General features: G+C 57.8%; 23 protein-coding genes. 4 read left to right on the top strand and 19 right to left on the bottom strand.

The annotated features are described in order from the left end of the window. Window positions 1-56 precede the first annotated feature (56 nt). Both frsA and gpt read right to left on the bottom strand, forming a co-directional pair. On the bottom strand, window positions 57-1301 hold the full coding sequence (gene frsA / locus ACWHWP_RS04755) for an esterase FrsA (protein WP_047347349.1): 1245 nt from the start codon (window positions 1299-1301) through the stop codon (window positions 57-59). A gap of 104 nt (window positions 1302-1405) precedes the next feature. Continuing rightward, window positions 1406-1864 (bottom strand): xanthine phosphoribosyltransferase, encoded by a 459-nt coding sequence (gene gpt / locus ACWHWP_RS04750; RefSeq protein ID WP_010427903.1) that lies wholly within the window; start codon window positions 1862-1864, stop codon window positions 1406-1408. Window positions 1865-2124: 260 nt separating this feature from the next. On the opposite strand from gpt, the gene pepD reads away from it, so the two are divergent. Beyond that, window positions 2125-3582: a cytosol nonspecific dipeptidase gene (gene pepD, locus ACWHWP_RS04745; RefSeq protein WP_047347350.1), complete on the top strand. Its 1458-nt coding sequence runs from the start codon at window positions 2125-2127 to the stop codon at window positions 3580-3582. Window positions 3583-3642: 60 nt separating this feature from the next. Here pepD and dinB read toward each other — a convergent pair whose 3' ends face one another. From dinB to ACWHWP_RS04705, 8 genes are all read right to left on the bottom strand, one after another. Next, window positions 3643-4701, bottom strand: a complete 1059-nt coding sequence (gene dinB, locus ACWHWP_RS04740; protein ID WP_447855145.1) for a DNA polymerase IV — start codon at window positions 4699-4701, stop codon at window positions 3643-3645. Window positions 4702-4809: 108 nt separating this feature from the next. Next, window positions 4810-5013, bottom strand: a complete 204-nt coding sequence (gene nqrM / locus ACWHWP_RS04735; protein WP_059310466.1) for a (Na+)-NQR maturation NqrM — start codon at window positions 5011-5013, stop codon at window positions 4810-4812. Continuing rightward, on the bottom strand, window positions 5013-6236 hold the full coding sequence (nqrF, locus tag ACWHWP_RS04730; protein WP_447855144.1) for an NADH:ubiquinone reductase (Na(+)-transporting) subunit F: 1224 nt from the start codon (window positions 6234-6236) through the stop codon (window positions 5013-5015). The genes nqrM and nqrF overlap by 1 nt, the downstream gene beginning before the upstream one ends. 10 nt (window positions 6237-6246) lie before the next feature. Beyond that, window positions 6247-6843, bottom strand: a complete 597-nt coding sequence (gene nqrE, locus ACWHWP_RS04725; protein ID WP_447855143.1) for an NADH:ubiquinone reductase (Na(+)-transporting) subunit E — start codon at window positions 6841-6843, stop codon at window positions 6247-6249. A 6-nt stretch (window positions 6844-6849) separates the two neighbouring features. Next, on the bottom strand, window positions 6850-7488 hold the full coding sequence (locus ACWHWP_RS04720; protein WP_059310464.1) for an NADH:ubiquinone reductase (Na(+)-transporting) subunit D: 639 nt from the start codon (window positions 7486-7488) through the stop codon (window positions 6850-6852). Then, window positions 7481-8275 (bottom strand): Na(+)-translocating NADH-quinone reductase subunit C, encoded by a 795-nt coding sequence (locus ACWHWP_RS04715; RefSeq protein WP_059310463.1) that lies wholly within the window; start codon window positions 8273-8275, stop codon window positions 7481-7483. Before ACWHWP_RS04715 ends, ACWHWP_RS04720 begins: the two co-directional genes overlap by 8 nt. Further along, window positions 8268-9503, bottom strand: a complete 1236-nt coding sequence (locus ACWHWP_RS04710) for an NADH:ubiquinone reductase (Na(+)-transporting) subunit B (protein WP_063955172.1) — start codon at window positions 9501-9503, stop codon at window positions 8268-8270. Before ACWHWP_RS04710 ends, ACWHWP_RS04715 begins: the two co-directional genes overlap by 8 nt. Window positions 9504-9506: 3 nt before the next feature. Further along, the gene (locus ACWHWP_RS04705; RefSeq protein WP_059310461.1) at window positions 9507-10850 is read right to left on the bottom strand and encodes a Na(+)-translocating NADH-quinone reductase subunit A; all 1344 of its coding nucleotides are present in this window, start codon (window positions 10848-10850) and stop codon (window positions 9507-9509) included. A 298-nt stretch (window positions 10851-11148) separates the two neighbouring features. Here ACWHWP_RS04705 and dpaA point away from each other — a divergent pair, with 298 nt between their 5' ends. Then, window positions 11149-11889, top strand: a complete 741-nt coding sequence (dpaA, locus tag ACWHWP_RS04700) for a peptidoglycan meso-diaminopimelic acid protein amidase (protein WP_059310460.1) — start codon at window positions 11149-11151, stop codon at window positions 11887-11889. Here dpaA and ACWHWP_RS04695 read toward each other — a convergent pair. Then, window positions 11860-12627, bottom strand: coding sequence for a class II glutamine amidotransferase (locus ACWHWP_RS04695; RefSeq protein ID WP_010427885.1), 768 nt, complete (start codon window positions 12625-12627; stop codon window positions 11860-11862). The genes dpaA and ACWHWP_RS04695 overlap by 30 nt on opposite strands. 46 nt (window positions 12628-12673) lie before the next feature. After that, entirely contained in the window at window positions 12674-13252 is a 579-nt protein-coding gene (gene lpcA, locus ACWHWP_RS04690; protein WP_047347358.1) for a D-sedoheptulose 7-phosphate isomerase, read from the bottom strand. Window positions 13253-13491: 239 nt separating this feature from the next. Between lpcA and fadE the strand changes: the two genes are divergently transcribed. Beyond that, window positions 13492-15936: an acyl-CoA dehydrogenase FadE gene (gene fadE, locus ACWHWP_RS04685; RefSeq protein ID WP_059310459.1), complete on the top strand. Its 2445-nt coding sequence runs from the start codon at window positions 13492-13494 to the stop codon at window positions 15934-15936. A gap of 108 nt (window positions 15937-16044) precedes the next feature. Further along, window positions 16045-16815 carry an amidohydrolase gene (locus ACWHWP_RS04680; protein WP_063955168.1) on the top strand — a complete coding sequence of 257 codons (771 nt, stop codon included), beginning with the start codon at window positions 16045-16047 and terminating at the stop codon, window positions 16813-16815. An 84-nt stretch (window positions 16816-16899) separates the two neighbouring features. Here the strand turns inward: ACWHWP_RS04680 and ACWHWP_RS04675 are convergent, their stop codons facing one another. The 7 genes from ACWHWP_RS04675 to ACWHWP_RS04645 are packed head-to-tail and all read right to left on the bottom strand — an operon-like array spanning window position 16900 to window position 24674. After that, entirely contained in the window at window positions 16900-18501 is a 1602-nt protein-coding gene (locus ACWHWP_RS04675; protein WP_447856629.1) for a gamma-glutamyltransferase family protein, read from the bottom strand. Between the two features lie 9 nt (window positions 18502-18510). Further along, window positions 18511-19386: an ABC transporter permease gene (locus ACWHWP_RS04670; RefSeq protein ID WP_047347362.1), complete on the bottom strand. Its 876-nt coding sequence runs from the start codon at window positions 19384-19386 to the stop codon at window positions 18511-18513. Window positions 19387-19388: 2 nt separating this feature from the next. Then, window positions 19389-20330 carry an ABC transporter permease gene (locus tag ACWHWP_RS04665; RefSeq protein ID WP_447855142.1) on the bottom strand — a complete coding sequence of 314 codons (942 nt, stop codon included), beginning with the start codon at window positions 20328-20330 and terminating at the stop codon, window positions 19389-19391. An 18-nt stretch (window positions 20331-20348) separates the two neighbouring features. Further along, complete coding sequence (locus tag ACWHWP_RS04660) at window positions 20349-21863, bottom strand: ABC transporter substrate-binding protein (RefSeq protein WP_072250570.1); 1515 nt, start codon at window positions 21861-21863, stop codon at window positions 20349-20351. A gap of 2 nt (window positions 21864-21865) precedes the next feature. Beyond that, complete coding sequence (locus ACWHWP_RS04655; RefSeq protein ID WP_063431378.1) at window positions 21866-22948, bottom strand: ABC transporter ATP-binding protein; 1083 nt, start codon at window positions 22946-22948, stop codon at window positions 21866-21868. Further along, entirely contained in the window at window positions 22945-23958 is a 1014-nt protein-coding gene (locus ACWHWP_RS04650; protein ID WP_447855141.1) for an ABC transporter ATP-binding protein, read from the bottom strand. The genes ACWHWP_RS04655 and ACWHWP_RS04650 overlap by 4 nt, the downstream gene beginning before the upstream one ends. After that, complete coding sequence (locus tag ACWHWP_RS04645) at window positions 23955-24674, bottom strand: FadR/GntR family transcriptional regulator (RefSeq protein ID WP_047347367.1); 720 nt, start codon at window positions 24672-24674, stop codon at window positions 23955-23957. Before ACWHWP_RS04645 ends, ACWHWP_RS04650 begins: the two co-directional genes overlap by 4 nt. Window positions 24675-25036: the final 362 nt, after the last annotated feature.

Here is a 25036-nt window from a genome sequence, read left to right as displayed (position 1 = left end):
GCGATCTCCTTTTGTGAAGCCACTGTTTTACCAAACCAGCAAAATTTAGCAAACTATTAACACAATCTCTGAGCGATCCAGCGCGTAATCTCTTTCAGTGCTTTGTCGAAATTCTGATAGACCGGGCTGAACGGCACCTCAAGCAATTTGCCATCCGCAGATGACGACGTGATTAAGCGCGATTCTTCTTCTGGGCTAAATGGATCGTTTTTCCAGAACCCCGACAGCATCGGCGTTGGGCAGCGACGTCCCAGTAAACCCTGCGTTTTTAACGAGTAGCGATTGAGCTCAACGCGCAGCGCTTCGTCTGATGCATCATGCATGCCAAGGCGGCTGGCCAGCACGTCAAGATACATTTCAGGTACGCTCCCCTGACGCGCGGGATCGCTGAGCAGGGCGTGAACGACCGGCCCAAGGCAGGCGACGGCTTTCAGGCGAGAAGCTTCAAGGTAGGCCAGACGCACCGCGACGTTCGCGCCAAAACGGAAGCCAAATGCCGCCACGCGGGTGTGGTCAACCCACGGAATGTTTTCCAGCGCTTTTAGCGCATGCTGGTGCAGCAGGCTCGAATCCTGAGTCAGTTTCCATTTGGATGAGAAGCCAATTGAAGGCATATCAAGCGTCAGCATCGCGATCCCTTTTGGTGCGAAGTAGCGCTCGTACAGGCTGTAATAGTCGATCTGCAACGAATCCAGCCCCCCGCACATCAGTACGGTCGGGAATGGGCCTTCCCCTTCAGGCATATGCAGGAACCCGGTAACGGGCGCGCCACCCGGAATGGTAAACTCAAGTTCGCGCATCTGGCCCGGCAAGCGTTGAGCCGCCTCTTCATAGGCGCGATTCGCCAGCGCCTGAGCCTGCTCGGCCAGTTCATCGCCTTTTAAATGCGGGTAGGCGGCAATCCCGTAGAGGTTAGCGGCATGCAGCCAGTGCTTGCCGCTGAGCGTGGCATCCTCTTCCTGGCTGGCTTTTTGCTGCCAGAGCATCGCCTGCTTCGACCATTCATAGATCCAGTTGCCGCCGCGATAGCCCACCACCGTATCGTAGAGTTCGCTGTCGGTACGTTCGGCTTCACTCATTACGATACGCGCCTGCACGTCGAGGATTTCACGCGGATCGATACCGCGCCAGACCCACATCAGGCGGTTAATCATGCGATACCAGTGAGGCACGTTTTTACCGTCTAACGCAGACTGGACGGCAGGCTGGGTACCCGGATTAAAGCGGCGCACCAGCGTCGACGTTTCAGGGTGTTTGAAACGGGGTTTGAAGAGAGTTTCGGTGAGATTCGCCTGCGTCATTGCGTTGCCTCCATGGATACGTCGTATAGAGACTATTGTAACGCGGTGCAGGCTAAAAAGAACAACGCCCGGCATAGCCGGGCGTGTAAAGTTACGTACTGCTATTAACGGCCTGAAATAGGCGGCACAAAGACCACGCCCATATCCCATGGCTGTTCAATCCAGGTATCCTGCGGGATATCAATCACGTAATCGTCAACCAGTGGGCGGCCCGCCGGTTTCGCGAAGATAGTCACGAAATGCGCTTTTGGATACATTTCGCGGATGGCAACCGCAGTACCGCCGGTATCTACCAGGTCATCAATAACGATGAAACCTTCACCGTCGCCTTCCGCGCGTTTCAGTACGGTCAGCTCGCGCTGGTTGTCATGGTCATAGCTGGAGATGCATACGGTATCGACATGACGAATGCCCAGCTCACGTGCCAGCAGCGCCCCCGGTACCAGACCGCCACGGCTGACGGCAATAATGCCTTTCCACTGTTCGGAAGGCATCAGACGCGCAGCCAGTTTGCGTGCGTGAATCTGCAACATGTCCCAGGTGACGACGTATTTTTCGCTCATGTGAAGTGTCCCAGCCTGTTTTTATACGGCTTAAAAAGTGTTCGAGGGGGAAATAGGTTGCGCGAGATTATAGAGATCTGACGCACTAAAAACCAGTGTTTAGCGCCCTCTGCCTGAGTTTTTACATGCTTTATGCTACCAGCCAGCAGAGAAAGTGGTATTCTCAGTTTCATCTCGCAAGCCTGACTTGTGGTAACTATTAACCTGCTAACCCTGTGACCTGCAACCCTGTTTGCAGCGCCTCGACAAGGAGACTTATCGTGTCTGAACTGTCTCAATTATCTCCGCAGCCGCTGTGGGATATTTTTGCCAAAATCTGCTCCATTCCACACCCTTCCTACCATGAAGAACAGCTTGCCGAACATATTATGGGTTGGGCGAAGGAAAAAGGTCTGCATGCTGAACGTGACCAGGTTGGCAACATTCTGATCCGCAAGCCCGCTACCGCAGGCATGGAAAACCGCAAACCGGTTGTGCTGCAGGCGCACCTGGACATGGTGCCACAGAAGAACAACGACACTGTTCACGACTTCACCAAAGACCCGATTCAACCGTACATCGACGGCGACTGGGTGAAAGCGCGCGGCACTACACTTGGCGCAGATAACGGGATCGGCATGGCCTCTGCGCTGGCCGTGCTGGCTGACGACAGCGTTGAGCACGGTCCGCTGGAAGTGCTGCTGACAATGACCGAAGAAGCGGGTATGGACGGTGCATTCGGTCTGCAGGCTAACTGGCTGCAGGCGGATATTCTGATCAACACCGACTCCGAAGAAGAAGGCGAAATCTACATGGGCTGCGCGGGCGGGATTGATTTCATCTCTACCCTGCCGCTGTCGCGCGAAGCGATCCCTGCCGGTTTCCAGACCTTCAAGCTGACGCTGAAAGGGCTGAAAGGCGGCCACTCCGGCGGTGATATTCACCTGGGCCTGGGGAATGCCAACAAACTGCTGGCGCGCTTCCTGGCAGGCCATGCGGCAGAGCTGGACCTGCGTCTGGTCGATTTCAACGGCGGTACGCTGCGCAACGCGATCCCGCGCGAAGCGTTCGCCACCGTGGCGGTGCCGGCGGCAAAAGCGGACGAGCTGAAAAAACTCTCCAGCGTGTACCTGGATATCCTGAAAAACGAACTGTCAGCAAAAGAGAAAAACCTGACCGTGGTACTGGAATCCGTCTCCACGGATAAAGCCGCGCTGACCGCAAAGTCTCGTGACACCTTCGTTCAGCTGCTGAACGCGACGCCAAACGGCGTGATCCGCAACTCTGACGTGGCGAAAGGCGTGGTGGAAACTTCACTGAACGTTGGCGTAGTAACCATGAGCGACGACAGCGCGGAAATCATTTGCCTGATCCGCTCGCTTATCGACAGCGGTAAAGAGTATGTGGTGAGCATGCTGGAATCTCTGGGCACGCTAGCGGGTGCAAAAACCTCCGCTAAAGGCAGCTACCCGGGCTGGCAGCCGGATGCAAGCTCTCCGGTGATGGCACTGGTGCGCGAAACTTACCAGCGTCTGTTCAACAGCACCCCGAACATCCAGGTGATCCACGCCGGTCTGGAATGTGGCCTGTTCAAGAAGCCGTATCCGGACATGGACATGGTTTCTATCGGGCCAACCATTACCGGACCACACTCGCCGGATGAGCAGGTTCATATCGAAAGCGTGGGCCATTACTGGACCCTGCTGACTGAACTGCTGAAAGCGATTCCTGCTAAGTAATACCCTCACCAAGCCCTCTCCCAAAGGGAGAGGGTGTACAACGTCGTGCCACCGGTCTTTTTACAATCCCAATACCAGCTGTCGTTCCAGCTGCGGGTCCAGCAGCGTGACGTGCAACCCCACCAGCCTGACGCCGCGCCCTGCCCGCCGCTCTTCCCATGCCTTTTTCGCCGTCGCAATGAGATCGTCTTTATTCAGACGCGGCCAGACGTGTTCCTGCGTGGTCTGCTGGAAGTCGTTGAATTTTAGCTTGATACCCTGACGGGCAATGAGCAGGTCCGGTTTTACTTTAATTAAGCGTCGTTCCAGCTCCGGGTAGAGCTGTTCTGTGATAATGAATTCGCATTCGGACCAGTCATGAATATCTTCACTGAGGGTTCGCTCAACGCCAACGGATTTCCGTAACCGTTCGCTGTTTACATCGCGATCGTCAATCCCCTGGCTGCGCTCCCACAGCACGCGGCCAAACTTGCCAAAGCGCTTGAGCAGCATGGCGAGATCGCTTCGCTGCACATCTTCGCAGGTGCGTAATCCCATGCTTTCCAGCTTTGCGGCGGAGACTTTTCCCACCCCGGGGATTTTGCCGAGCGGCAGCGTTTTTAAAAATGCAGGCACCTCTTCCGGCGTAATGACGTACTGGCCGTTGGGCTTATTCAAATCGGAGGCAATTTTGGCGAGGAATTTAACGGGCGCGACACCCGCCGATGCGGTCAGATTCAGCTCGTTGAAAATCGTCTGGCGGATCTCCTGAGCCATTAGCGTGGCGGAGCCGTGACAATGCACGCTGTCGGTAACATCCAGATAGGCTTCGTCCAGCGACAGCGGCTCAATCAAAGAGGTATAGCGGGAGAAGATTTCGCGAATATGAACCGAGGCTTCCTTATAGGCGTCAAACCGGCCTGGCAGGAGCGTGAGATGAGGGCAAAGCTTTAAGGCCATCGCCGTCGGCATGGCGCTACGCACGCCAAATATGCGCGCAGGGTAGTTTGCGGTGCTGATGACACCCCGCTGCACGCGGCTGCCGCCAATGGCGATGGGAATATCCCGTAGCGCCGGGTTGTCACGCATCTCCACTGCGGCAAAAAAACAGTCCATATCAACATGGATAATTTTGCGCATAGTAAGCCCTCACTCATTACTGGATAAGTATACAGTAAATAAATGAGAATTGAGAAGCGGATCGAAGAACGCCGGGTGGCGGCGTTGCCTTACCCGGCCTACAAAAACTCAAATAATGCGCTGCTGTTCGCGGGCCATTCTTTTTTTCCGCGCATCGCACGGTTCCGGGCAGTCGCACACCTTCTCCATCCCAATGGAAGAGATGCCGCCGCAGCTGCCCTGGAGGCTTTTCCGCTTAACGATCCAGCCTAACGACATGCCGAAGATGACAAGCACAAAAACCGCAAAGGTTGCCAGAAACGTCAGCATCATCAGCCTCCAAAGTCATCAAGCATGATGTTCTCATCTTCCACGCCAAGATCTTTCAGCATCTTAATCACGGCGGCGTTCATCATCGGCGGCCCACACATATAGAACTCGCAGTCCTCGGGTGCCGGGTGCTGTTTGAGGTAGTTTTCGTACAGCACGTTGTGAATGAACCCCGTGTATCCCGTCCAGCTATCTTCCGGCTGCGGATCGGAGAGCGCCACGTGGAAGGTAAAGTTCGGGTTTTCGCGCGCCAGCTGTTCGAATTCATCATCATAGAACATCTCGCGCAGCGAGCGCGCCCCGTACCAGAAGCTGATCTTACGCTGGCTGCCGAGCCGCTTAAGCTGGTCAAAGATGTGCGAGCGCATCGGGGCCATACCGGCTCCGCCACCGATAAACACCATTTCAGCCTCGGTATCTTTGGCAAAGAACTCGCCGAACGGACCGGAGATCGTCACTTTGTCGCCTGGCTTAAGGGACCAGATATACGACGACATCACGCCCGGCGGCGCGTCCGGCACGTTCGGTGGCGGCGTGGCGATACGCACGTTGAGCATGATAATGCCCTTCTCTTCCGGGTAGTTGGCCATCGAGTAGGCGCGCAGCGTCGGCTCTTTCACCTCGGACACAAAGCGGAAAAGGTTGAATTTGTCCCAGTCGGCGCGGTACTCCTGCGGAACGTCAAAGTCCGCATACGCCACCGTGTGCTCCGGGCACTCAATCTGAATGTATCCCCCGGCGCGGAACGGGACATCTTCCCCTTCCGGCACCCGCAGCTTCAGCTCTTTAATAAAGGTGGCTTTGTTATCATTAGAGATAACCTCGCACTCCCATTTTTTAACGCCGAATATCTCTTCCGGCAGCTCAATCTTCATGTTCTGCCGCACCGCGACCTGGCAGGCGAGACGGCAGCCCTCTTTTGCCTCACGTTTTGTGATATGCGCCAGTTCGGTTGGCAGAATATCGCCACCGCCCTCTTTCACCGTCACGCGGCACTGCCCGCAGGAGCCGCCGCCGCCGCAGGCTGAGGAGACAAAAATGCCGTTACCGGAGAGCGTATTGAGGAGTTTATCCCCCGCCGGCGTGCGGATCTGATGCTGCGGCTCGTCGTTGATATCAATCACCACGTCGCCGGAATTCACCAGCTTCGCGCGCGCCGCCAAAATGAGCCCTGACAGCACCAGTACAATCAGCGTGAACATCACCACGCCAAGAATAATTTCCATCTGTAAGCCCTTATAGCTGCACGCCGGAGAAGGACATAAAGCCCAGCGCCATCAACCCGGTGGTGATAAAGGTGATCCCTAAGCCACGCAGCCCAGCAGGCACGTTGGCATATTTCATTTTTTCGCGGATCCCCGCCATGGTGACAATCGCCAGCATCCAGCCGATGCCGGAGCCGAAGCCGTAGACGACGGATTCACTGAAGTTGTAATCACGCTGAACCATAAACGAGACGCCGCCGAAGATGGCACAGTTCACCGCGATAAGCGGCAGGAAGATCCCCAGCGCGTTGTAAAGCGACGGGAAATACCTATCCAGGATCATCTCAAGGATTTGGACCAGCGCCGCAATTACCCCGATAAAGGTGATGAAGTTCAGGAAGCTGAGATCAACGCCTTCCACCAGCGCGCCGTCCCGCAGCACAAAGTTGTACACCAGATTGTTAATGGGCACGGAGAACCCGAGCACGACCGTCACCGCCACGCCCAGTCCAAAGGCCGTCGACACTTTTTTGGAAACCGCAAGGAACGTACACATGCCCAGGAAAAACGCGAGCGCCATGTTTTCAACAAACACCGCGCGCACAAACAAACTCAGGTAATGAGCCATCGTCGGTTACTCCTTTTCCTGCTGTTCTGGTCTTAACGTACGAATCAGCCAGATCAACAAACCGATAATGAAAAATGCACTAGGAGCCAGCAGGAACAGGCCGTTTGGCAGATACCAGCCGCCGTTCTGCACCGTGTCCAGCACCGTGATGCCAAACAGCTTGCCGCTGCCAATGAGCTCACGCAGGAACCCAACGGTCAGCAGGATCACGCCGTAGCCGAGGCCGTTGCCGATACCGTCCATAAAGCTCGCCAGCGGCGGCATTTTCATGGCGTAGGCTTCCGCACGCCCCATGACGATACAGTTGGTGATGATAAGCCCGACAAACACCGAAAGCTGTTTCGAGGTTTCATAGGCGAAGGCGCGCAGCAGTTGATCGACCACGATCACCAGCGAGGCGATGATCGCCATCTGCACGATGATCCTCACGCTGTTGGGAATGTGGTGGCGGATCATTGAGATAAACATGCTGGAAAACGCGGTTACCAGCGTTACCGCCAGCGTCATCACGACCGCCGTTTCCAGCTTGGTCGTTACCGCCAGGGCTGAACATACGCCCAGCACCTGCAGCGTGATCGGGTTATTGGCGAGCAGTGGGCCAACGAGCACCTTTTTGACTTCTTTCAGTTCACCGGTATCAGCCATTGTTCAGCGCTCCTTCACGTACGTTTTTCAGGAAAGGACCAAAGCCCAGCTCGCCCATCCAGAAATCAAAGCTGTGCTGCACGCCTTTTGATGTGAGCGTGGCGCCGGAAAGCCCGTCGACGGCGTAGTCGTCACCGGGACGAGCCGCCCCTTTCATCACCTTCAGCGCGGGCAGACCGTTATCGTCGAGCACTTTTTTGCCGACGAACTGTGCCCGCCAGTTAGGGTTCTCAACTTCGCCACCCAGCCCCGGCGTTTCCCCCTGGTCATAGTACGTAATGCCTTTTACGGTGCGGCCATCCGTATCAAGGGCCACAAAGGCGTACATCATCGACCACAGTCCGTTGCCGTAAATCGGCAGCACCATTTCCTGCACGCGTTTTTGCTCATCTCGCACCAGGTAAATTTCGGCGAGATTGCTGCGGCGCTTAATACCGGCGGGATCTTGCGATGCCTCAAGCGTCAGGCTCATCTGCGGATCTTTCAGCGCCAGCGCCTGGTTGAATTTTGCCGGGTCTTTATCCAGCAACTGGCCGGTTTTTAAATCCACCAGACGCGCCGAAATACGTTCAGCAAAGACGGCCGAAACATCATCTGCGCTCATTCCTTCCTGCATCAGCCCGGCTACGGCCAGAATGTTGCGCTGTTTATCCAGCGCGCGTTGCTTCTGCTGCAGAGGTTTTAACCCCACGGCAGAACCGGCCACGACAATTGAACAGACCAGACACAGCACCAGCACCACCAGCAGCGTTTTGCTGATGCTGTCGTTATTTTTAACTTCAGCCACGCGCCTTCCTCCGCTTAATGTTGGCCCGCACCACCAGGTAATCGAAGAGTGGCGCAAACAGATTGGCAAACAGAATGGCCAGCATCATCCCCTCCGGATACGCCGGGTTGACCACGCGGATCAGGACACACATCGCGCCAATGAGCACGCCATAGCTCCATTTGCCTTTATCCGTAAACGAGGCAGAGACAGGGTCGGTCGCCATAAACATCATGCCGAACGCGAAGCCACCCAGCACCAGATGCCAGTACCACGGCATGGAGAACATCGGGTTGGTGGTCGAACCGATAACGTTGAACAGGGTGGCGGTCAGCACCATGCCGATCATCACGCCTGCAACAATGCGCCAGGAGGCCACGCGACCGAAAAGAATGATCGCGCCGCCCAGCAAAATCATCAGCGTAGAGACTTCCCCGATGGAGCCCGGAATGTTGCCAATAAAGGCATCGAACCAGGTGACAGGCTGTCCCGTCGCGTTGTTCACCAGCGCTTCACCGCCGCGTGCCGCCCACTGCGAAAGCGGCGTCGCGCCGGAAAAACCGTCTGCCGCCGTCCACACCAGGTCGCCCGAGATTTGTGCCGGATAGGCAAAGAACAGAAACGCACGCCCCGCCAGCGCCGGGTTGAGGAAGTTCCGCCCGGTTCCGCCGAAGATCTCTTTGGCAATCACCACGCCGAAACTGATGCCCAGTGCTGCCTGCCAGAGCGGCAGCGTTGGGGGAACAATCAGGGCAAATAGAATGGAGGTCACGAAGAAGCCTTCGTTGATCTCATGTTTACGGATGATGGCAAACAGCACTTCCCAGAAGCCGCCCACGATAAAGACCGTGATGTAAATCGGCAGGAAGAAAACCGCGCCCAGGGTCATCATGCTCATCCAGCCTGCGTCTGCCGAGAAGCTCACCCCTAACAACTGGGCCAGACGGTAGTGCCAGTCAGACTGAAGCACCTGCGCCAGCTGCTGTGCATCGTACATGTGGTGCAGCGCCGGTATGGTCTGCAGGCCGACGTTGTACATCCCCCAGAACATCGCCGGGAAGACCGCAAACCACACCAGGATCATCATCCGCTTGAGGTCGATGGCGTCACGAACGTGCGCCGCCCCTTTCGTCACCAGCCCCGGCGTGTAGAAAATGGTCGCCGTGGCTTCATACAGCGGGTAGTACTTTTTGAGCTTCCCTTCGGTAAAGTGAGGCTCAATCTTTTTAAAGAGGTGTTTTAAGCCCATCGGTTATCCTTCCTGCTCAATGCGGGTTAACACCTCGCGCAATACGGGTCCGTATTCGTATTTTCCCGGACACACATAGGTACAGAGCGCCAGGTCTTCTTCGTCCAGCTCCAGGCAGCCCAGCGCCTGCGCGCTGTCGGTATCGCCGGCGAGGAGATCGCGCAACAGCATGGTCGGCAGAATATCCAGCGGCATGACGCGCTCGTAGTTGCCAATCGGGACCATGGCGCGCTCTCCACCGTGCGTAGTGGTCGAGAAGTTAAACAGCCGGTTACGCAGGAAGTGACCCAGCGTGGTCCGGGTGACGGAATATTTCTCCGCGCCGGGCAGCACCCAGCCGAATAGCTCTTTCTCGCGGCCTTCCTGCACAATGCTGACCTGCAAATGGAAGCGTCCCAGATAGGCGTGCGCATCAACAGCATGGCGGCCGCTGAGCACCGAACCTGAAATGAGGCGGTTTTCGCCCTCTTTTATCTCACCCACCAGCAGTTCATTGATGTCCGCGCCCAGCAGCGTCTTCACCAGACGCGGGTGGCTCGCCTGAGGCCCGGCGATGGCGATAGTCCGTTCAGCGCTCAGTTCACCGGTGGTGAAGAGATGACCAATGGCGATAACGTCCTGATAGTTAAGGTGCCAGACCTGTTTCGTCAGGCTAACCGGCTCAAGGAAGTGGATGTGCGTCCCGACCAGCCCCGCCGGATGCGGGCCAGCAAACTCGTTAAACGTGACCTGCCCCTGCGGATGCCCGCCGAGCTTGCCGCCGCCGGCCTGACAAACGTGAACTTTCCCCGACGTCAGGCGGGTTAAAAGGGTCAGCCCGGCATCAAAGGCTTTGCGCTGCGCCAGGATAACCGGCTGCGGGTCCACGCTAAGCGGGTTGGTATCCATTGCCGTAACGAAGATCGCGGCCGGTTCCGTGCCTGGAACAGGGGATTTACTGAAGGGACGGGTCCGAAGCGCGGTCCATAAACCCGACGCCAGAAGTTGAGCCTGAACAGCGTCACGGCTCAGCGACGCGAGGTCTGCCGCGTCGTAATGGGTGAATTCACGCTGTTCATCGCCTTCAATGCGGATAACCACCGATTGCAGAACGCGCCGTTCGCCGCGGTTGATCGCTACAACGATGCCGCTCGCGGGTGCCGTGAACATTACGCCGGGATTTTTTTTGTCCTCAAAGAGCGCCTGTCCTTTGATAACGCGATCGCCTTCCTGTACCAGCATTGACGGCCGCATTCCCAGGTAGTCGTCGCCCAGGATGGCGACATGACGGACACTAACGCCTGTCGAAACGTGCTGTTCGGGCACGCCTGCAATCGGCAGATCAAGTCCTTTTTTGATTTTAAACATGTGGTTAGCAGGTTTCCATGAACAACAATCCAGTGGGCGCGAAGTGTAACATTTTCCCCTTCCCGCGGGCAGGGAATCCGCCGTCGCGCGCGCCAAATTGCGAGCTAATACGCAAAGTTCCTGGAGCCATCGCGATTTTGATGGTTTATAACGTAAAACTAATTTGTAAACTCACCGCCCGGCTCTTGCGAAAATCTCTGGCGGTGCTAATGTGAGCGCTCCTAACAGAATAATCTGATTTCGGGTCTCTTTTGCCGTCCTGGCAAGTTGGTCATGGTTTTATCAAGGAACTAGTAGTATGCGTAAAATCGCATTGTTCATTGCGATGCTTCTGATTCCGTGCATGTCGTTTGCCGGACTGCTCAGCAGTAATAGCTCAACGACGCCGGTCAGCAAAGAATATAAACAGCAGTTAATGGGATCGCCGGTTTATATTCAGATCTTCAAGGAAGAACGCACTCTCGATCTGTTTGTAAAAATGGGTGAGACTTATCAGCTGCTTGATAGCTACAAGATTTGTAACTACTCCGGCGGGCTGGGGCCAAAACAGCGTCAGGGCGATTTCAAAAGTCCGGAAGGGTTTTACAACGTTCAGCGCAGCCAGCTCAAACCCGACAGCCGCTTCTATAAAGCCATTAACATCGGCTTCCCGAATGCCTATGACCGTGCTCATGGTTATGAAGGTAAATACCTGATGATCCACGGTGCCTGCGTGTCTGTCGGCTGTTATGCGATGACCGACTCCGGCATTGATGAGATTTTCCAGTTCGTGACCGGCGCGCTGGTCTTTGGGCAGCCTAACGTTCAGGTCAGCATCTACCCGTTCCGCATGACGGACGCCAACATGACGCGTCACAAGTACTCATACTACGCGGATTTCTGGAAACAGCTTAAGCCGGGTTACGACTACTTTGAGCAGACCCACAAGCCGCCGGTGGTCTCTATCGTAGATGGCCGTTACGTGGTCAGCAAACCGCTGAGCCACGAAGTCGTCCATCCACAGCTGGCGTCAAATTACACGGTCCCCGAGACAAAATAGTACCCACTCGCCTGGCATAATCTTTTGCCAGGTTTCGTTGCCCGTCAGCGGCTGCGTTGCAATGACAGTGACCACATCGTTCGGTGTGGTCTCCTTCTGAAAGTCTATCTCCACATCCTGATCGAGTAGCGTCGCAACGCCAAACGGCGCACGGCGGGTGATCCAGAACAGATTCGTCGAGCAGAACGCCATCACGTAGCGCCCGTCAGAGAGCAGCATGTTGAACACGCCTTTTTCGCGTAGCTCCGACGCCAGCGTCGCGATGTATTTAAACACGGCGGCCATATTGCCTGGCGTGCGGGGATAGCGCTCCGTCAGCTTGTGCAGCAGCCAGCAGAAGGCTTTTTCACTGTCGGTTTCGCCAACCGGGCGGAAATTGCCCGTCTCCAGCGACTTATAACCCGTAAGCTGCCCGTTGTGCGCGTAGGTCCAGTTACGGCCCCACAGCTCGCGGGTAAACGGATGGGTATTTTCCAGCGCGACTTCGCCACGGTTTGCCTGGCGAATGTGGGCAATCACCGAGCGCGACTTGATGGGATAGTCCTGCACCAGTTTAGCAATCGGTGAGTTAAAGCTGGGCTGTGGATCTTTGAACGTGCGACACCCTTTGCCTTCGTAGAAGGTAATGCCCCAGCCGTCTTTATGCGGCCCGGTTCCCCCACCGCGCTGCACCAGCCCGGTGAAACTAAAGCAGATATCGGTTGGCACATTGGCGCTCATCCCGAGCAGTTCGCACATACGTCACCTCCACAACAGCGGGGGCAAAAGTGCCCCCAGCGAAGTCTTACTTAACCATCTCTTTTTCGATCAGCTGGATCAGGATGTGGATCACTTTGATGTGAATTTCCTGAATGCGGTCAGCATAACCGAAGTGCGGCACACGGATTTCAACGTCCGCGCTACCGTCCATCTTACCGCCATCTTTGCCCGTCAGGGTGATGACTTTCATCCCTTTTTCACGCGCGGCGGCGATCGCTTTAATCACGTTTCCGGAGTTGCCGGAGGTGGAGATCCCCAGCAGCACGTCACCTTCACGACCGACCGCTTCAACGTAGCGGGAGAAGATGTAGTCGTAACCAAAGTCGTTGCCCACGCAGGAGATGTGGCTCACGTCGGAAATCGCAATCGCCGGGTAGCCCGGACGGTTTTCGCGATAGCGACCGGTCAGCTCTTCTGCAAAATGCATCGCATCACAGTGGGAACCGCCGTTACCGCAGGAAAGCACTTTGCCACCGGCTTTGAAACTGTCGGCCAGCAGGACCGCTGCGCGCTGAATAGCGTGAATATTGGCATCATCTTTCAGAAAGTTAGCCAGCGTTTCCGCCGCTTCGTTCAGTTCGTTACGAATAAGATCCTGGTACATGAGGATAATCCTTCAGTATTGATGAAATAACACAGTGGAGTGTACCGGATAGCGGGAAAAGCGAGAAGCTAAAGCCATACGAATCGCCCGGCGTTTTGCTTTTTCGTGCCGGCGAAAACGCGAACAATGTGAACCAGGTTGTAATTATTTTGTAAACACATTGCTAAAGGAAATAACATCAACTACAACCATATCATCACAAGTGGTCAGACCTCCTACAAGCAAGGGAGCTTTTCTTTATGATGATTTTGAGCATTCTCGCAACCGTTGTTCTGCTCGGTGTGCTGTTCTATCACCGCGTCAGTTTATTCCTGAGCAGCCTGATTCTTCTGGCCTGGACCGCTGCGCTTGGCGTCGCCGGTCTCTGGAATATTTGGCTTTTAGTCCCTCTTGCCATCATTCTTCTGCCGTTTAACTTTGCCCCGATGCGTAAATCAATGATTTCCGCGCCGGTATTCAAAGGCTTCCGTAAAGTGATGCCGCCGATGTCGCGTACAGAGAAAGAAGCGATTGATGCGGGCACCACCTGGTGGGAAGGCGATCTGTTCCAGGGCAATCCTGACTGGAAAAAGCTGCATAACTATCCACAGCCGCGTCTGACAGCTGAAGAACAGGCCTTTATTGATGGCCCGGTGGAAGAAGCGTGCCGCATGGCGAACGACTTTGCCATTACCCATGAAATGGCCGATCTACCGCCAGAGCTGTGGGCATACCTGAAGGAGCATCGCTTCTTCGCGATGATCATTAAGAAAGAGTACGGTGGTCTGGAATTCTCCGCCTACGCTCAGGCTCGCGTCCTGCAAAAGCTGGCGGGCGTTTCCGGGATCCTGGCGATTACCGTTGGCGTGCCTAACTCCTTAGGCCCGGGCGAACTGCTGCAGCATTACGGTACGGAAGAGCAGAAAAATCACTACCTGCCGCGTCTGGCACGCGGTCAGGAAATCCCTTGCTTCGCGCTGACCAGCCCGGAAGCAGGCTCCGATGCGGGCGCAATTCCGGATACCGGCGTGGTCTGCATGGGCGAGTGGCAGGGCGAGCAGGTGCTGGGCATGCGCCTGACCTGGAACAAGCGTTATATCACGCTGGCACCTATCGCCACCGTGCTGGGTCTGGCCTTTAAGCTCTCTGACCCTGAAAAACTGCTGGGCGGCGAAGAAGATCTGGGCATTACCTGCGCGCTGATCCCAACCTCTACCCCTGGCGTTGAAATTGGTCGTCGTCACTTCCCGCTGAACGTGCCGTTCCAGAACGGCCCAACCCGCGGCCAGGATATCTTTGTGCCGATTGATTACATCATCGGTGGCCCGAAAATGGCCGGTCAGGGGTGGCGTATGCTGGTTGAATGTCTGTCGGTGGGCCGCGGCATTACCCTGCCGTCGAACTCAACCGGTGGTCTGAAGTCTGTGGCGATGGGGATTGGTGCGTACGCCCACATCCGCCGTCAGTTCAAAATTTCCATCGGCAAGATGGAAGGTATCGAAGAGCCGCTGGCACGTATCGCGGGCAACGCCTACGTGATGGATGCCGCTGCTTCCCTGATTACCTACGGCATCATGCTGGGCGAAAAACCGGCCGTGCTGTCCGCCATTGTGAAGTACCACTGTACCCACCGCGCGCAGCAGTCGATCATTGACGCGATGGATATCGCGGGCGGTAAAGGCATTATGCTCGGCGAAGGCAACTTCCTGGCGCGCGGCTATCAGGGCGCACCGATTGCCATCACCGTTGAAGGGGCAAACATCCTGACCCGCAGCATGATGATCTTCGGTCAGGGGGCGATTCGCTGTCATCCATACGTGCTGGAAGAGATGGCTGCCGCGCAGAACAACGACGTGGATGCCTTCGATAAGCTGCTGTTCAAACACATCGGTCACGTGGGCAGCAACAAGGTGCGCAGCTTCTGGCTGGGCCTGACGCGCGGTCTTACCAGCGCGACGCCAACCGGCGATGCCACCAAACGTTACTATCAGCACCTTAACCGTCTGAGTGCCAACCTGGCGCTGCTGTCCGACGTCTCTATGGCGGTGCTGGGCGGAAGCCTGAAGCGTCGCGAACGTATCTCCGCCCGTCTGGGTGACGTGCTGAGCCAGATCTTCCTGGCCTCTGCGGTGCTGAAACGCTACGACGATGAAGGCCGTCAGGAAGCGGATCTGCCGCTGGTGCACTGGGGCGTGCAGGATGCGATGTATCAGGCCGAACAGGCGATTGACGACCTGCTGGCGAACTTCCCGAACCGCTTCGTGGCGGGCGCCCTGCGCGCGGTGATCTTCCCGACCGGCCGTCATCATCTTGCGCCGTCGGACAAGCTGGACCACAAAGTAGCGAAGATCCTGCAGGTACCGAGCGCAACCCGCTCCCGTATCGGCCGCGGTCAGTATCTGGCGCCAACGCCGCATAACCCGGTAGGCCTGCTGGAAGAGGCGCTGCTGGACGTGATGGCCGCCGACCCGATTCACCAGAAAATTTGTAAACAGCTGGGCAAAAACCTGCCGTTTACCCGTCTGGACGAACTGGCGAAACAGGCGCTGGCAGGTGGCATTATCAGTAAAGATGAAGCTGCTCTGCTGGTGAAAGCCGAAGAAAGCCGTCTGCGCAGCATTAACGTGGATGATTTCGAACCGGAAGAGCTGGCGACGCAGCCGGTAAAGCTGCCGGAGAAGCACCGTAAACCTGAAGCGGCGTAACGCGTTTCGCCTGCACAAACCCCGCCTCGCGCGGGGTTTTTTATTGCCACATTTTCTCGTTATGTCGTGCTACAGTGTCAAAAAGCGGTCGTTTGAGGAGTCTGAATTGTGCCTGGTCTGAAGATTTCTATTTTGCAGCAACCTTTAGTGTGGATGGATGGCCCCGCCAACCTGCGCCACTTCGATCGTCAACTGGAAGGCATTACCGGGCGCGATGTGATTGTCCTGCCGGAGATGTTCACTACCGGCTTCGCCATGGAAGCGGCGAAACAGTCGATGCCGCAGGATGAGGTGGTCGCCTGGATGCATGCCAAAGCGCAGGAGACCAACGCGCTGATCGCCGGCAGCGCCGCGCTGCAAACCGACCGCGGGCCGGTGAACCGCTTCCTGCTGGTCGAGCCGGAGGGGAAAGTGCATTTTTACGATAAGCGCCACCTGTTCCGTATGGCGGATGAGCATCATCACTATGAAGCGGGTAACGAGCGCGTGGTGTTTGAATGGCGAGGCTGGCGCATTCTGCCGCTGGTCTGCTACGACCTGCGCTTCCCGGTATGGTCACGCAACCGCAACGATTACGACCTGGCGCTGTACGTCGCCAACTGGCCTGCGCCACGTTCCCTCCACTGGCAGTCGCTGCTGGTGGCGCGCGCGATTGAGAACCAGGCGTACGTGGTGGGCTGTAACCGGGTGGGTACAGACGGTAACGGGCATCACTATCGCGGCGACAGCCGGGTGGTGAATCCGCAGGGCGAGGTTATTGCCACCGCCGAGCCGCATCAGGCGACGCGCATTGATGCCGAGCTGTCATTGACGGCGCTGAAGGAGTATCGAGAGAAGTTTCCGGCGTGGCAGGATGCGGATCCGTTTAGCATTGGCTGAAAAATGCCGGGTGGCGGCTACGCCTTACCCGGCCTACAAAAAGCATAGCGTAGGCCAGGTAAGCGCAGCGCCACCGGGCGTTAATTAACTCACCAGCGCCTGTCCATCTTTGCGGCTTTCCGTCGCGGCCACGTAGTGCCCTTCCGGCATACGGTAAATCACCTGCGCACCGCCGAAGTTGTAATCCTGAAGCGGATCTTCCACCACGATCTGATGCCCGCGCTCGCGCAGCGCCGCGATAGTATTGCGATCGAACGTCGATTCGACGATCACCTCCCTGCCCTGCACCACGCGCCAGCGCGGGGCATCAATCGCCGCCTGCGGGTTTTGCCCGTGCAGCATAATGCGCAGCGCCATCTGCATGTGCCCCTGCGCCTGCATCGGCCCGCCCATTACGCCAAAGGACATCAGCGGCTTGCCGCTGCCGTCCATCGCAAATCCCGGAATGATGGTGTGGAACGGGCGCTTGCTGCCCGCCAGAGCATTCGGGTGCTCGGGGTTCAGCACAAACCCACAGCCCCGGTTTTGCAGGCTGATCCCGGTGTCCGGCACCACAATGCCTGAACCGAAGCCCATAAAGTTGGACTGAATAAACGAGACCATCATCCCGCTGGCGTCCGCGGTGCTGATGTAAACCGTGCCGCTCTGCGTCGGGGAACCGTAGACAAAATCAGAGGCGCTATCGTGGTTAATAAGCGCCGCGCGCGACTTCAGGTAATGGTCGCTCAGCAGCTCTTTCGCTGCGAACGCCATGTGTTCTTCATCCGCCACGTAGCGGTCGAGATCCGCCAGCGCCAGCTTCATCGCCTCGATGGAGAGATGAAGAGACTGCACGGAGTCCGGGTGATGCTTCTCGATGCCGCACTGCTCCAGGATGCCGAGCGCGATCAGCGTGGCGATCCCCTGACCGTTAGGCGGCAGCTCCTGCACCGAACCGCCCGCGAAGTCCCGCGACAGCAGGTCTACCCAGTCCACGCGATGGTTTGCCAGATCCTCTACCGTCAGGTGCGCGCCGTGCTCTTTGGCGAAGGCGGCAATTTTCTGCGCCAGTTCGCCGCGATAAAACGCGTCGCCGTTGGTTTTCGCAATCAGCTCCAGCGAGTTCGCCTGCGCCGGGTTACGGAAGATTTCCCCCACGCGCGGGGCGCGGCCTTCCGGCGCGAAGCAGGCGCTGAAGCCCGGCTGATCTTTCAACTTGTTATAGCCGCGCTGCCAGAGATGGCCAATCAGCGGCGAGACCGGGAAGCCGTTGCGCGCGTAGTCAATGGCAGGCTGCGCCAGCGTGGTCAGCGGCAGCGTGCCGAAGCGTTCCGCCAGGGCGACCCAGCCGGACACCGCCCCCGGCACGGTCACCGCGTCCCAGCCGATTTCCGGCACCGCGGTTTTACCGGCAAACAGATCCGCATGCCAGCTGGCAGGCGAACGACCGGACGCGTTCAGGCCGTGCAGCTTTTCACCGTCCCAGACGATGGCAAAGGCGTCGCTGCCGATCCCGTTGCCGGTCGGCTCGACCACCGTCAGCGCCATCGCGGTGGCAATGGCCGCATCGACGGCATTCCCGCCCAGCTGCAGCATTTTCATCCCCGCCTGCGCTGCCAGCGGCTGTGACGTGGCAACCGCGTTATGGCCCAGCATCGGCGGGCGTCGTGAAGCGTAACCGGAGGTAAAATCAAGCGCTTTGGTCATCATGACTCCTTAGTCGTGGCGCGGATCGAGCGCATCGCGCAGCCCGTCGCCAAGTAAATTAAAGCCCTGCACGGCAAGGAAAATCGCCACGCCGGGGAAAACGGACATCCACGGCGCCTGCTCAAGAAACCCTTTCGCGGTGTTGAGCATGGACCCCCAGGACGGATTGGGCGGCTGCTGTCCCAGCCCTAAAAACGACAGGCTGGCTTCGGCGATAATCGCCGAGGCAATCGCAAGCGTGGCCTGCACCAGGATCGGCGACATCACGTTGGGCAGGACGTATTTAATGATGATCCAGCGATCCGGCAGGCCAATCGCCCGCGCGCCGTCGATGTACTCTTCGTTGCGAATGGCGATCACCTGGCCGCGCGTCAGGCGGGCGAAGATCGGCATCGCCGAAAGGCCTATCGCGATCATCGCGTTGGTGAGGCTCGGGCCCAAAAATGCTCCCAGCGCGATCGCCATGATCAGGAACGGACAGGCCAGCAAAGCCTCAATAAAGCGTGAGATCACGCCGTCCCACATCTTCTGAAAGTAGCCCGCCACCAGCCCCAGCGGCACGCCGATAACCACCGCAATAACGACCGACATGCAGCCCGCCATCAGCGAGGTTCGCGCCCCCCAGATAATGCGGGACAGGATATCGCGCCCCAGCTCGTCGGTGCCGAACCAGTACATCGCCGACGGCGCTTTGCGCACCGCCAGGAAGTTGGCTTTAACCGGGTCGAACGGGGCAATCCACGGTGCCAGCAGCGCCAGCAGCACAAAGAACCCCACCACCACCGCGCCAATCACCGCGCTTTTATTGGCGAGGAATTTCTTCAGCACCCGGTTCTGCGCGCGCGGCAGCGCGGGGGCAACGGTTTGCGTTGTCAGTTCCGCCATGGTTAACCTCGAATTTTCGGGTTGATAAGGACGTAGAGCACGTCGGCCAGCAGGTTGAGCATCAGGAAGCCAATCGCCACGATCAGCACCACACCTTGCACCACCGCGTAGTCACGGTTGAATACCGAGTCGACGATCATCTTGCCGAAGCCCGGAATGGTGAAGACCTGCTCGGTCAGCACCGCGCCGCCCAGAAGCTCGCCGAACAGCAGCGTGGTGAGGGTGATCACCGGCACCAGCGCGTTGCGAAACGCGTGCTTCAGGATCACCGCCTTCGGCAGCAGCCCTTTCGCCCGCGCGGTGCGGATGTAATCCGCCTTCAGGACCGCAATCATCGAGGCACGGGTGTGCCGCATCAGCGTTGCCGCGAGCCCCGTTCCGAGCACGGACGCGGGCAGCAGCAGCGTCCGCAGGTTCTGGATCGGATCTTCACTGAACGGCACGTAGCCGGACGCGGGCAGCCACTGCAGGTTTACCGAGAAGACCAGAATCAGCAGGATCCCCAGCCAGAAGTGCGGGATCGAGATCCCCGAGATCGCCACGAAGTTCGCCCCGTGATCGACCCAGCTGTTTTTGTTCACCGCCGCGAGGATCCCCATGCTGATGCCGAATACCAGCGCGATAATCATCGCCAGCAGCGACAGCTCCAGCGTAACCGGCAGCTTGCTGGCAATGAGCTGCGTCACCGGTTCATGCGTGCGTAAGGAGACGCCCAGATCGCCCTGCAGCGCCCGCGTCAGCCAGTGGAAATACTGCACGGGGATCGGCGCATCGAGGTTCAGCTCCGCGCGCAGCTGGGCGATGACCGCCGGATCGCGCTCCTCCCCGGCCATGGCGATCAGCGGGTCGCCGGGCAGCAGCTTTTGCAGCCCGAAGACCATCATGCTCACCAGCAGCAGCGTCGGAACGGCCAGCAGCAGACGTTTGCAAATCAGTTCCAGCATGGGTTCTCCTCAGGACGTTTATTTCGCCAGCGTCAGGCCGGCCAGACGCACGATACCGTCCGGATAAGGCTTAAAGCCCTGCACTTTCTTGTTCAGGCCAAAAATGCGCGGCTCGAAGTAGAGATAGGCAATCGGCATGTCGGTTTGCAGCTGCTTCACCACCTTGTCGTACAGCGGCTGGCGGGCGGCCTGGTCGGTGCTCTGACGCGCCTGGGTCAGCCACTCATCAACCTGCGCGTTGCTGTAGCGACCGTCGTTCAGCGTGCCTTTACTGTGGATAAAGCCGTAGATGCTGCCGTCCGGATCCGGACGACCCGACCAGCCGGAGAAACTCAGCTGATAATCACCGCTCTGCTGGCGATCGAGCAGCGTGGCGAATTCGGTCATCTGCAGGTTCAGGTTAAAGCCCGCCTCGGCGACCATCGCCTGCAGCACCTGACCGACCTGCTGCGAGGTTGGGTTGTTCGGCACCAGCAGGTTGACGGTCAGCGGCGCGGTGACGCCTGCCGCTTTCAGCAGCGCTTTGGCCTTGTCGACGTCGCGCGGTGGGACCGGCAGGTTGACGTGATACGGGCTGACCGGCGAAAACGCCTGGTTTGCCGGGGTGTACAGCCCCTCAAAGACCACCTGGTTTAACGCATCGCGGTCGATGGCCTGAGAAAACGCCTCGCGCACGCGGGCATCTTTGAACGGATCGTTGGCCGGCACCTTGCCGTTGTTGATATTGAAGGTGATGCCCTGATAGCCCAGGCCGGTCACCTTCGCCAGCGCCAGCTTGCTGTCGGCTTCGACGGTTTTCACGTCGCTGGCGGCGATGCCTTCAGTCAGGTCGAGATCGCCCGCGCGCAGGTTCGCGAGGCGCACGGAGGCATCCGGGATCGGCAGATAGATAATTTTGTCGAAGTGGTAGGCGTCTTTGTTCCAGTAGTTGTCGAAACGGGTCAGAACGATGCGGTCTTGCGACACGCGGCTGTCGAATTTATACGGGCCGGAACAGACCGGATGGGCGGCAAAGTCAGGCTTTTTCGCCGCTTCGGGGGCCATCATTGCGCCCGCACGGTCCGTAAGCTGCATCAGCAGCGCGGCATCCGGCGTTTTCAGGTGCAGCGCAATCTGCATCGGGCCGGTGACGTCAACGGATTCAACGGAGGAGATCTCGCTCTTACGCAGGGAGCCTTTCAGGGTCAGGGCGCGGTCGAGGTTATATTTCGCGGCGGCGGCATCGAATTTCTCACCGTCGTGGAAGGTGACGCCTTCACGCAAATTCAGGGTCAGGGTTTTACCGTCGTCGCTCCAGGCCCAGTCTTTAGCAAGTCCAGGGACAACCTTCAGGTTTTCATCCACGTCCACCAGCCTGTCGCACAGCGAGGCAAACACGAAGCGGCCATAGTAGGTGCGCGCCAGATGCGGGTCGAGCATGTCCGGGTCAGCGCCCAGACCGACACGCAGCACGCTTTCTGAATGGGCGGGCAGCGCCGCCCCAAGCAACATAACACTTCCCAGTACGGTCAAAAGAGAATTACGCATTGTCATTATCATGAGTTCCTTGAAGGAAGGGAGGAGTGAGTGGCCGCGTGTTCAAACAGCGCGCGGCGGCGCAGAAAGGCGGCGGAGGGCGGCGCTATCTGGATAACGCTGCGATCGCGATTAATGTCCTGCCAGCGATGGCAGGCCACCTGTCGTCCGCCGTCCAGTACCTGATTTATCGGTTCCACCTGGCGGCATTCGTCGGTGACGTACGGGCAGCGGGTGTGGAAGCGACAGCCGGACGGCGGGCTGGCCGGGTTGGGCAAATCTCCCTGCAGCAGCGGCGCATCGCGTTCCACGCCGGGCTGCATCTGCGGCGCCGAGGCGATCAACGCCTGGGTATAGGGGTGCAGCGGTGCGTCAAAGATTTCATCGACGCTGGCAAGCTCGACGATTTGCCCGAGGTACATGACCGCCACGCGGTCGCTCATATGGCGGATAACCGCCAGACCGTGGGCGACAATCACCATCGTCAGGCCGAACTGATGCTTCAGGCTTTCAAGCAGGTTAACCACCTGCGCCTGTACGGACACATCCAGCGCGGAGACGGGTTCATCCCCCAGCAGCAGTTTCGGCCCGGAAGCCAGCGCGCGCGCAATGCCGATACGCTGGCGCTGCCCGCCGGAAAACTCGTGCGGATAGCGTCCGGCCCAGGCGGCAGGCAGGCCAACGGTCTTAAGCAGCTCGGCAACGCGATATTGCCGGTCTGCTTTTTTCATGTTCTGGTGCAGCCACAGCGGCTCACCAACGATCTGCTCCACCGTCATGCGCGGGTTGAGCGAGGCAAAGGGATCCTGGAAGATAATTTGCAGCTCGCGCCGGAGCTGGTTCAGACGCGCTCCTGATGCGTGGGTGATCTCTTCCCCCTGATAAAACACGCGCCCTTCGCTGGCGGCCAGCAGGCGCAGCAGCAGACGACCGAGAGTGGATTTCCCAGAACCCGACTCCCCCACAATCGCCAGCGTTTCGCCCGGCATCACGGCAAGCGAAACGCGATCGACCGCCGTGACAAACCGCGCCGGGGTAAAGAGTTTTTTAGGGCCGGGGAACAGCTTGCTAAGATCGCGGGCTTCAAGAATGGGCGTGGTCATGCGGTCTCTCCCAGGGCAATGTGGTGTTCGAGCGGCACGCGGAAGCAGGCGACCTGATGGCCGGCCCCCAGCGTGGCGAGCTGCGGTTTTTCATCATGGCAGCGCGCCTGCGCAAACGGACAGCGGGTGGCAAAACGGCAGCCCCTCGGCATGAATTCCGGCAGCGGCACCGATCCGGGAATGGTGGAAAGCGGGCCTTTACGCGCGCCAAGGGAGGGAATCGACCCCATCAGGCCGATGGTGTACGGGTGCTGCGGGTCGGCAAATATCGCCTCCACGCTTCCCTGCTCCACTACCTGCCCGGCATACATCACCGCCACCTGCTGGGCGACTTCTGCTACCACGCCTAAATCGTGGGTAATCATCAGTACCGCCGTACCGGTCTCTTCTTTGAGGGTGTTGAGCAAGGCGAGGATTTGCGCCTGGATGGTGACGTCGAGCGCGGTAGTCGGTTCATCCGCAATCAGCAGTTTGGGATGGTTAATCAGCGCCATGGCAATCATCACGCGCTGGCGCATCCCGCCGGAAAGCTGGTGGGGGTAAGCTTTCAGCCTCATCTCTGCGGCCGGGATCTGCACTTTCTCCAGAACCTGTAGCGCAGCCTGCATCGCCTCTGCTCGTGAGACGTTCTGATGGCGCATGACCGCTTCACTCAGCTGATCGCCCAGCGTAAACGCCGGATTAAGCGAGGTCATCGGCTCCTGGAAAATCATCGCCAGCTCGCTGCCGCGCAGATCGGCATACTCCCGCGGCGAGAGCTTGCGCAGATCGTGACGACGAAACTGCATCTCACCGCTGACAATCTGCGCGCTGGCAGGCAGCAAGCCCATCAGCGCTAGAGACGTGATGCTTTTCCCGCAGCCTGACTCCCCCACCAGCGCCAGCGTTTCGCCCGCTTTGACCGTCAGGGAAATGCCGTCCAGTACGCTCACCGGAGAGCCGGAAAATTTGACGTTGAGATTATTCAGCCGCAGTACAGGCGTGGAGTCCTTAAACGGGATCGTCGTCATAAGGTGAAGTCGTCCTCAAGGTGGATCGCATGAATCAGGGCGGTTTGCAGGCTGAGCAGATGTTCGCGCATGGCGGCCGCTGCCTCGTTAGGCTGGCGATGGATAATCGCAGCCATGATCCTGTGATGGTGGTCGTTATAGCTATCGACGCGTTCGGGCGTGCGGGCTAATTCACGCAGATGCTGCCAGCCCGGTTCACGTCTGACGGCATCAATGGCGTCAAACAGGCCGAGCATCAGGCGATTACCCGCCGCCTCCGCAATGGCGCGGTGAAAGGCGCTATCCCACAGTTCGTTGAGATCGCGGTCGTCCGGGCTGACCTTATCAATGCGTTCCAGCATACGCTGCATGAGCGCGAGGTTTTCCCTGGTGGCACGCAGTGCCGCAAGCCGGGCTAAGCCGGGTTCGAGCTGCAGACGAGCTTCCATCACTTCCAGAAGGTTGGTTTGCTGAACCAATCCCTGAAGGGCCAGCGGTTCAACGGGTGCAGCCGGGCCGATAAAGGTCCCTTTGCCCTGCTTACGCCAGATGCGCCCTTCTTCTTCCAGCACATCCAGCGCGCGACGCACTTCGCGTCGTCCTACGCCGAGAGTCTCCGACAGCTCACGTTCTGTGGGCAGCGGAGTGCCTGGTGTTGACTCGTGCTGGTTGATTAGCCCGCGCAGCTGTTCTAGCGCTGTGCTGGAATTTGCCAGAAACCGTGACGGTTTTTCCATATTGGTTCGCTCGCTTTCATCATTGCTTTATTTTTATTAACGATAAGTTATTGATATGGAATGACGCTTATCGTGCTAATGATTAAGCAATAACCAAACCAATACGTAATTGGTTCGGGAGGTTTTTGGAAAGCAGGAGATAAGAGGATGATTTTTCGTGATTTATATTTACAAAAAGTAACACCCTGACTGACGTCAGATGCGGCACAGGCAGATTAAATGCACAATTTCAGTGCAAATAATGCACTAATGTTGTGCATATGTTAATTATCCGCACCACGTTATTTAACTTTTTGTTAATAAAAAAGAGGAAGGAAATTCAGAAAGCTGAAACGACGAAGGCCTGAATCATTTCTGATTCA

This window comes from Enterobacter sp. WI-ESBL-E8, assembly GCF_053364895.1.
This window is presented reverse-complemented; position numbering and strand designations above follow the sequence as displayed.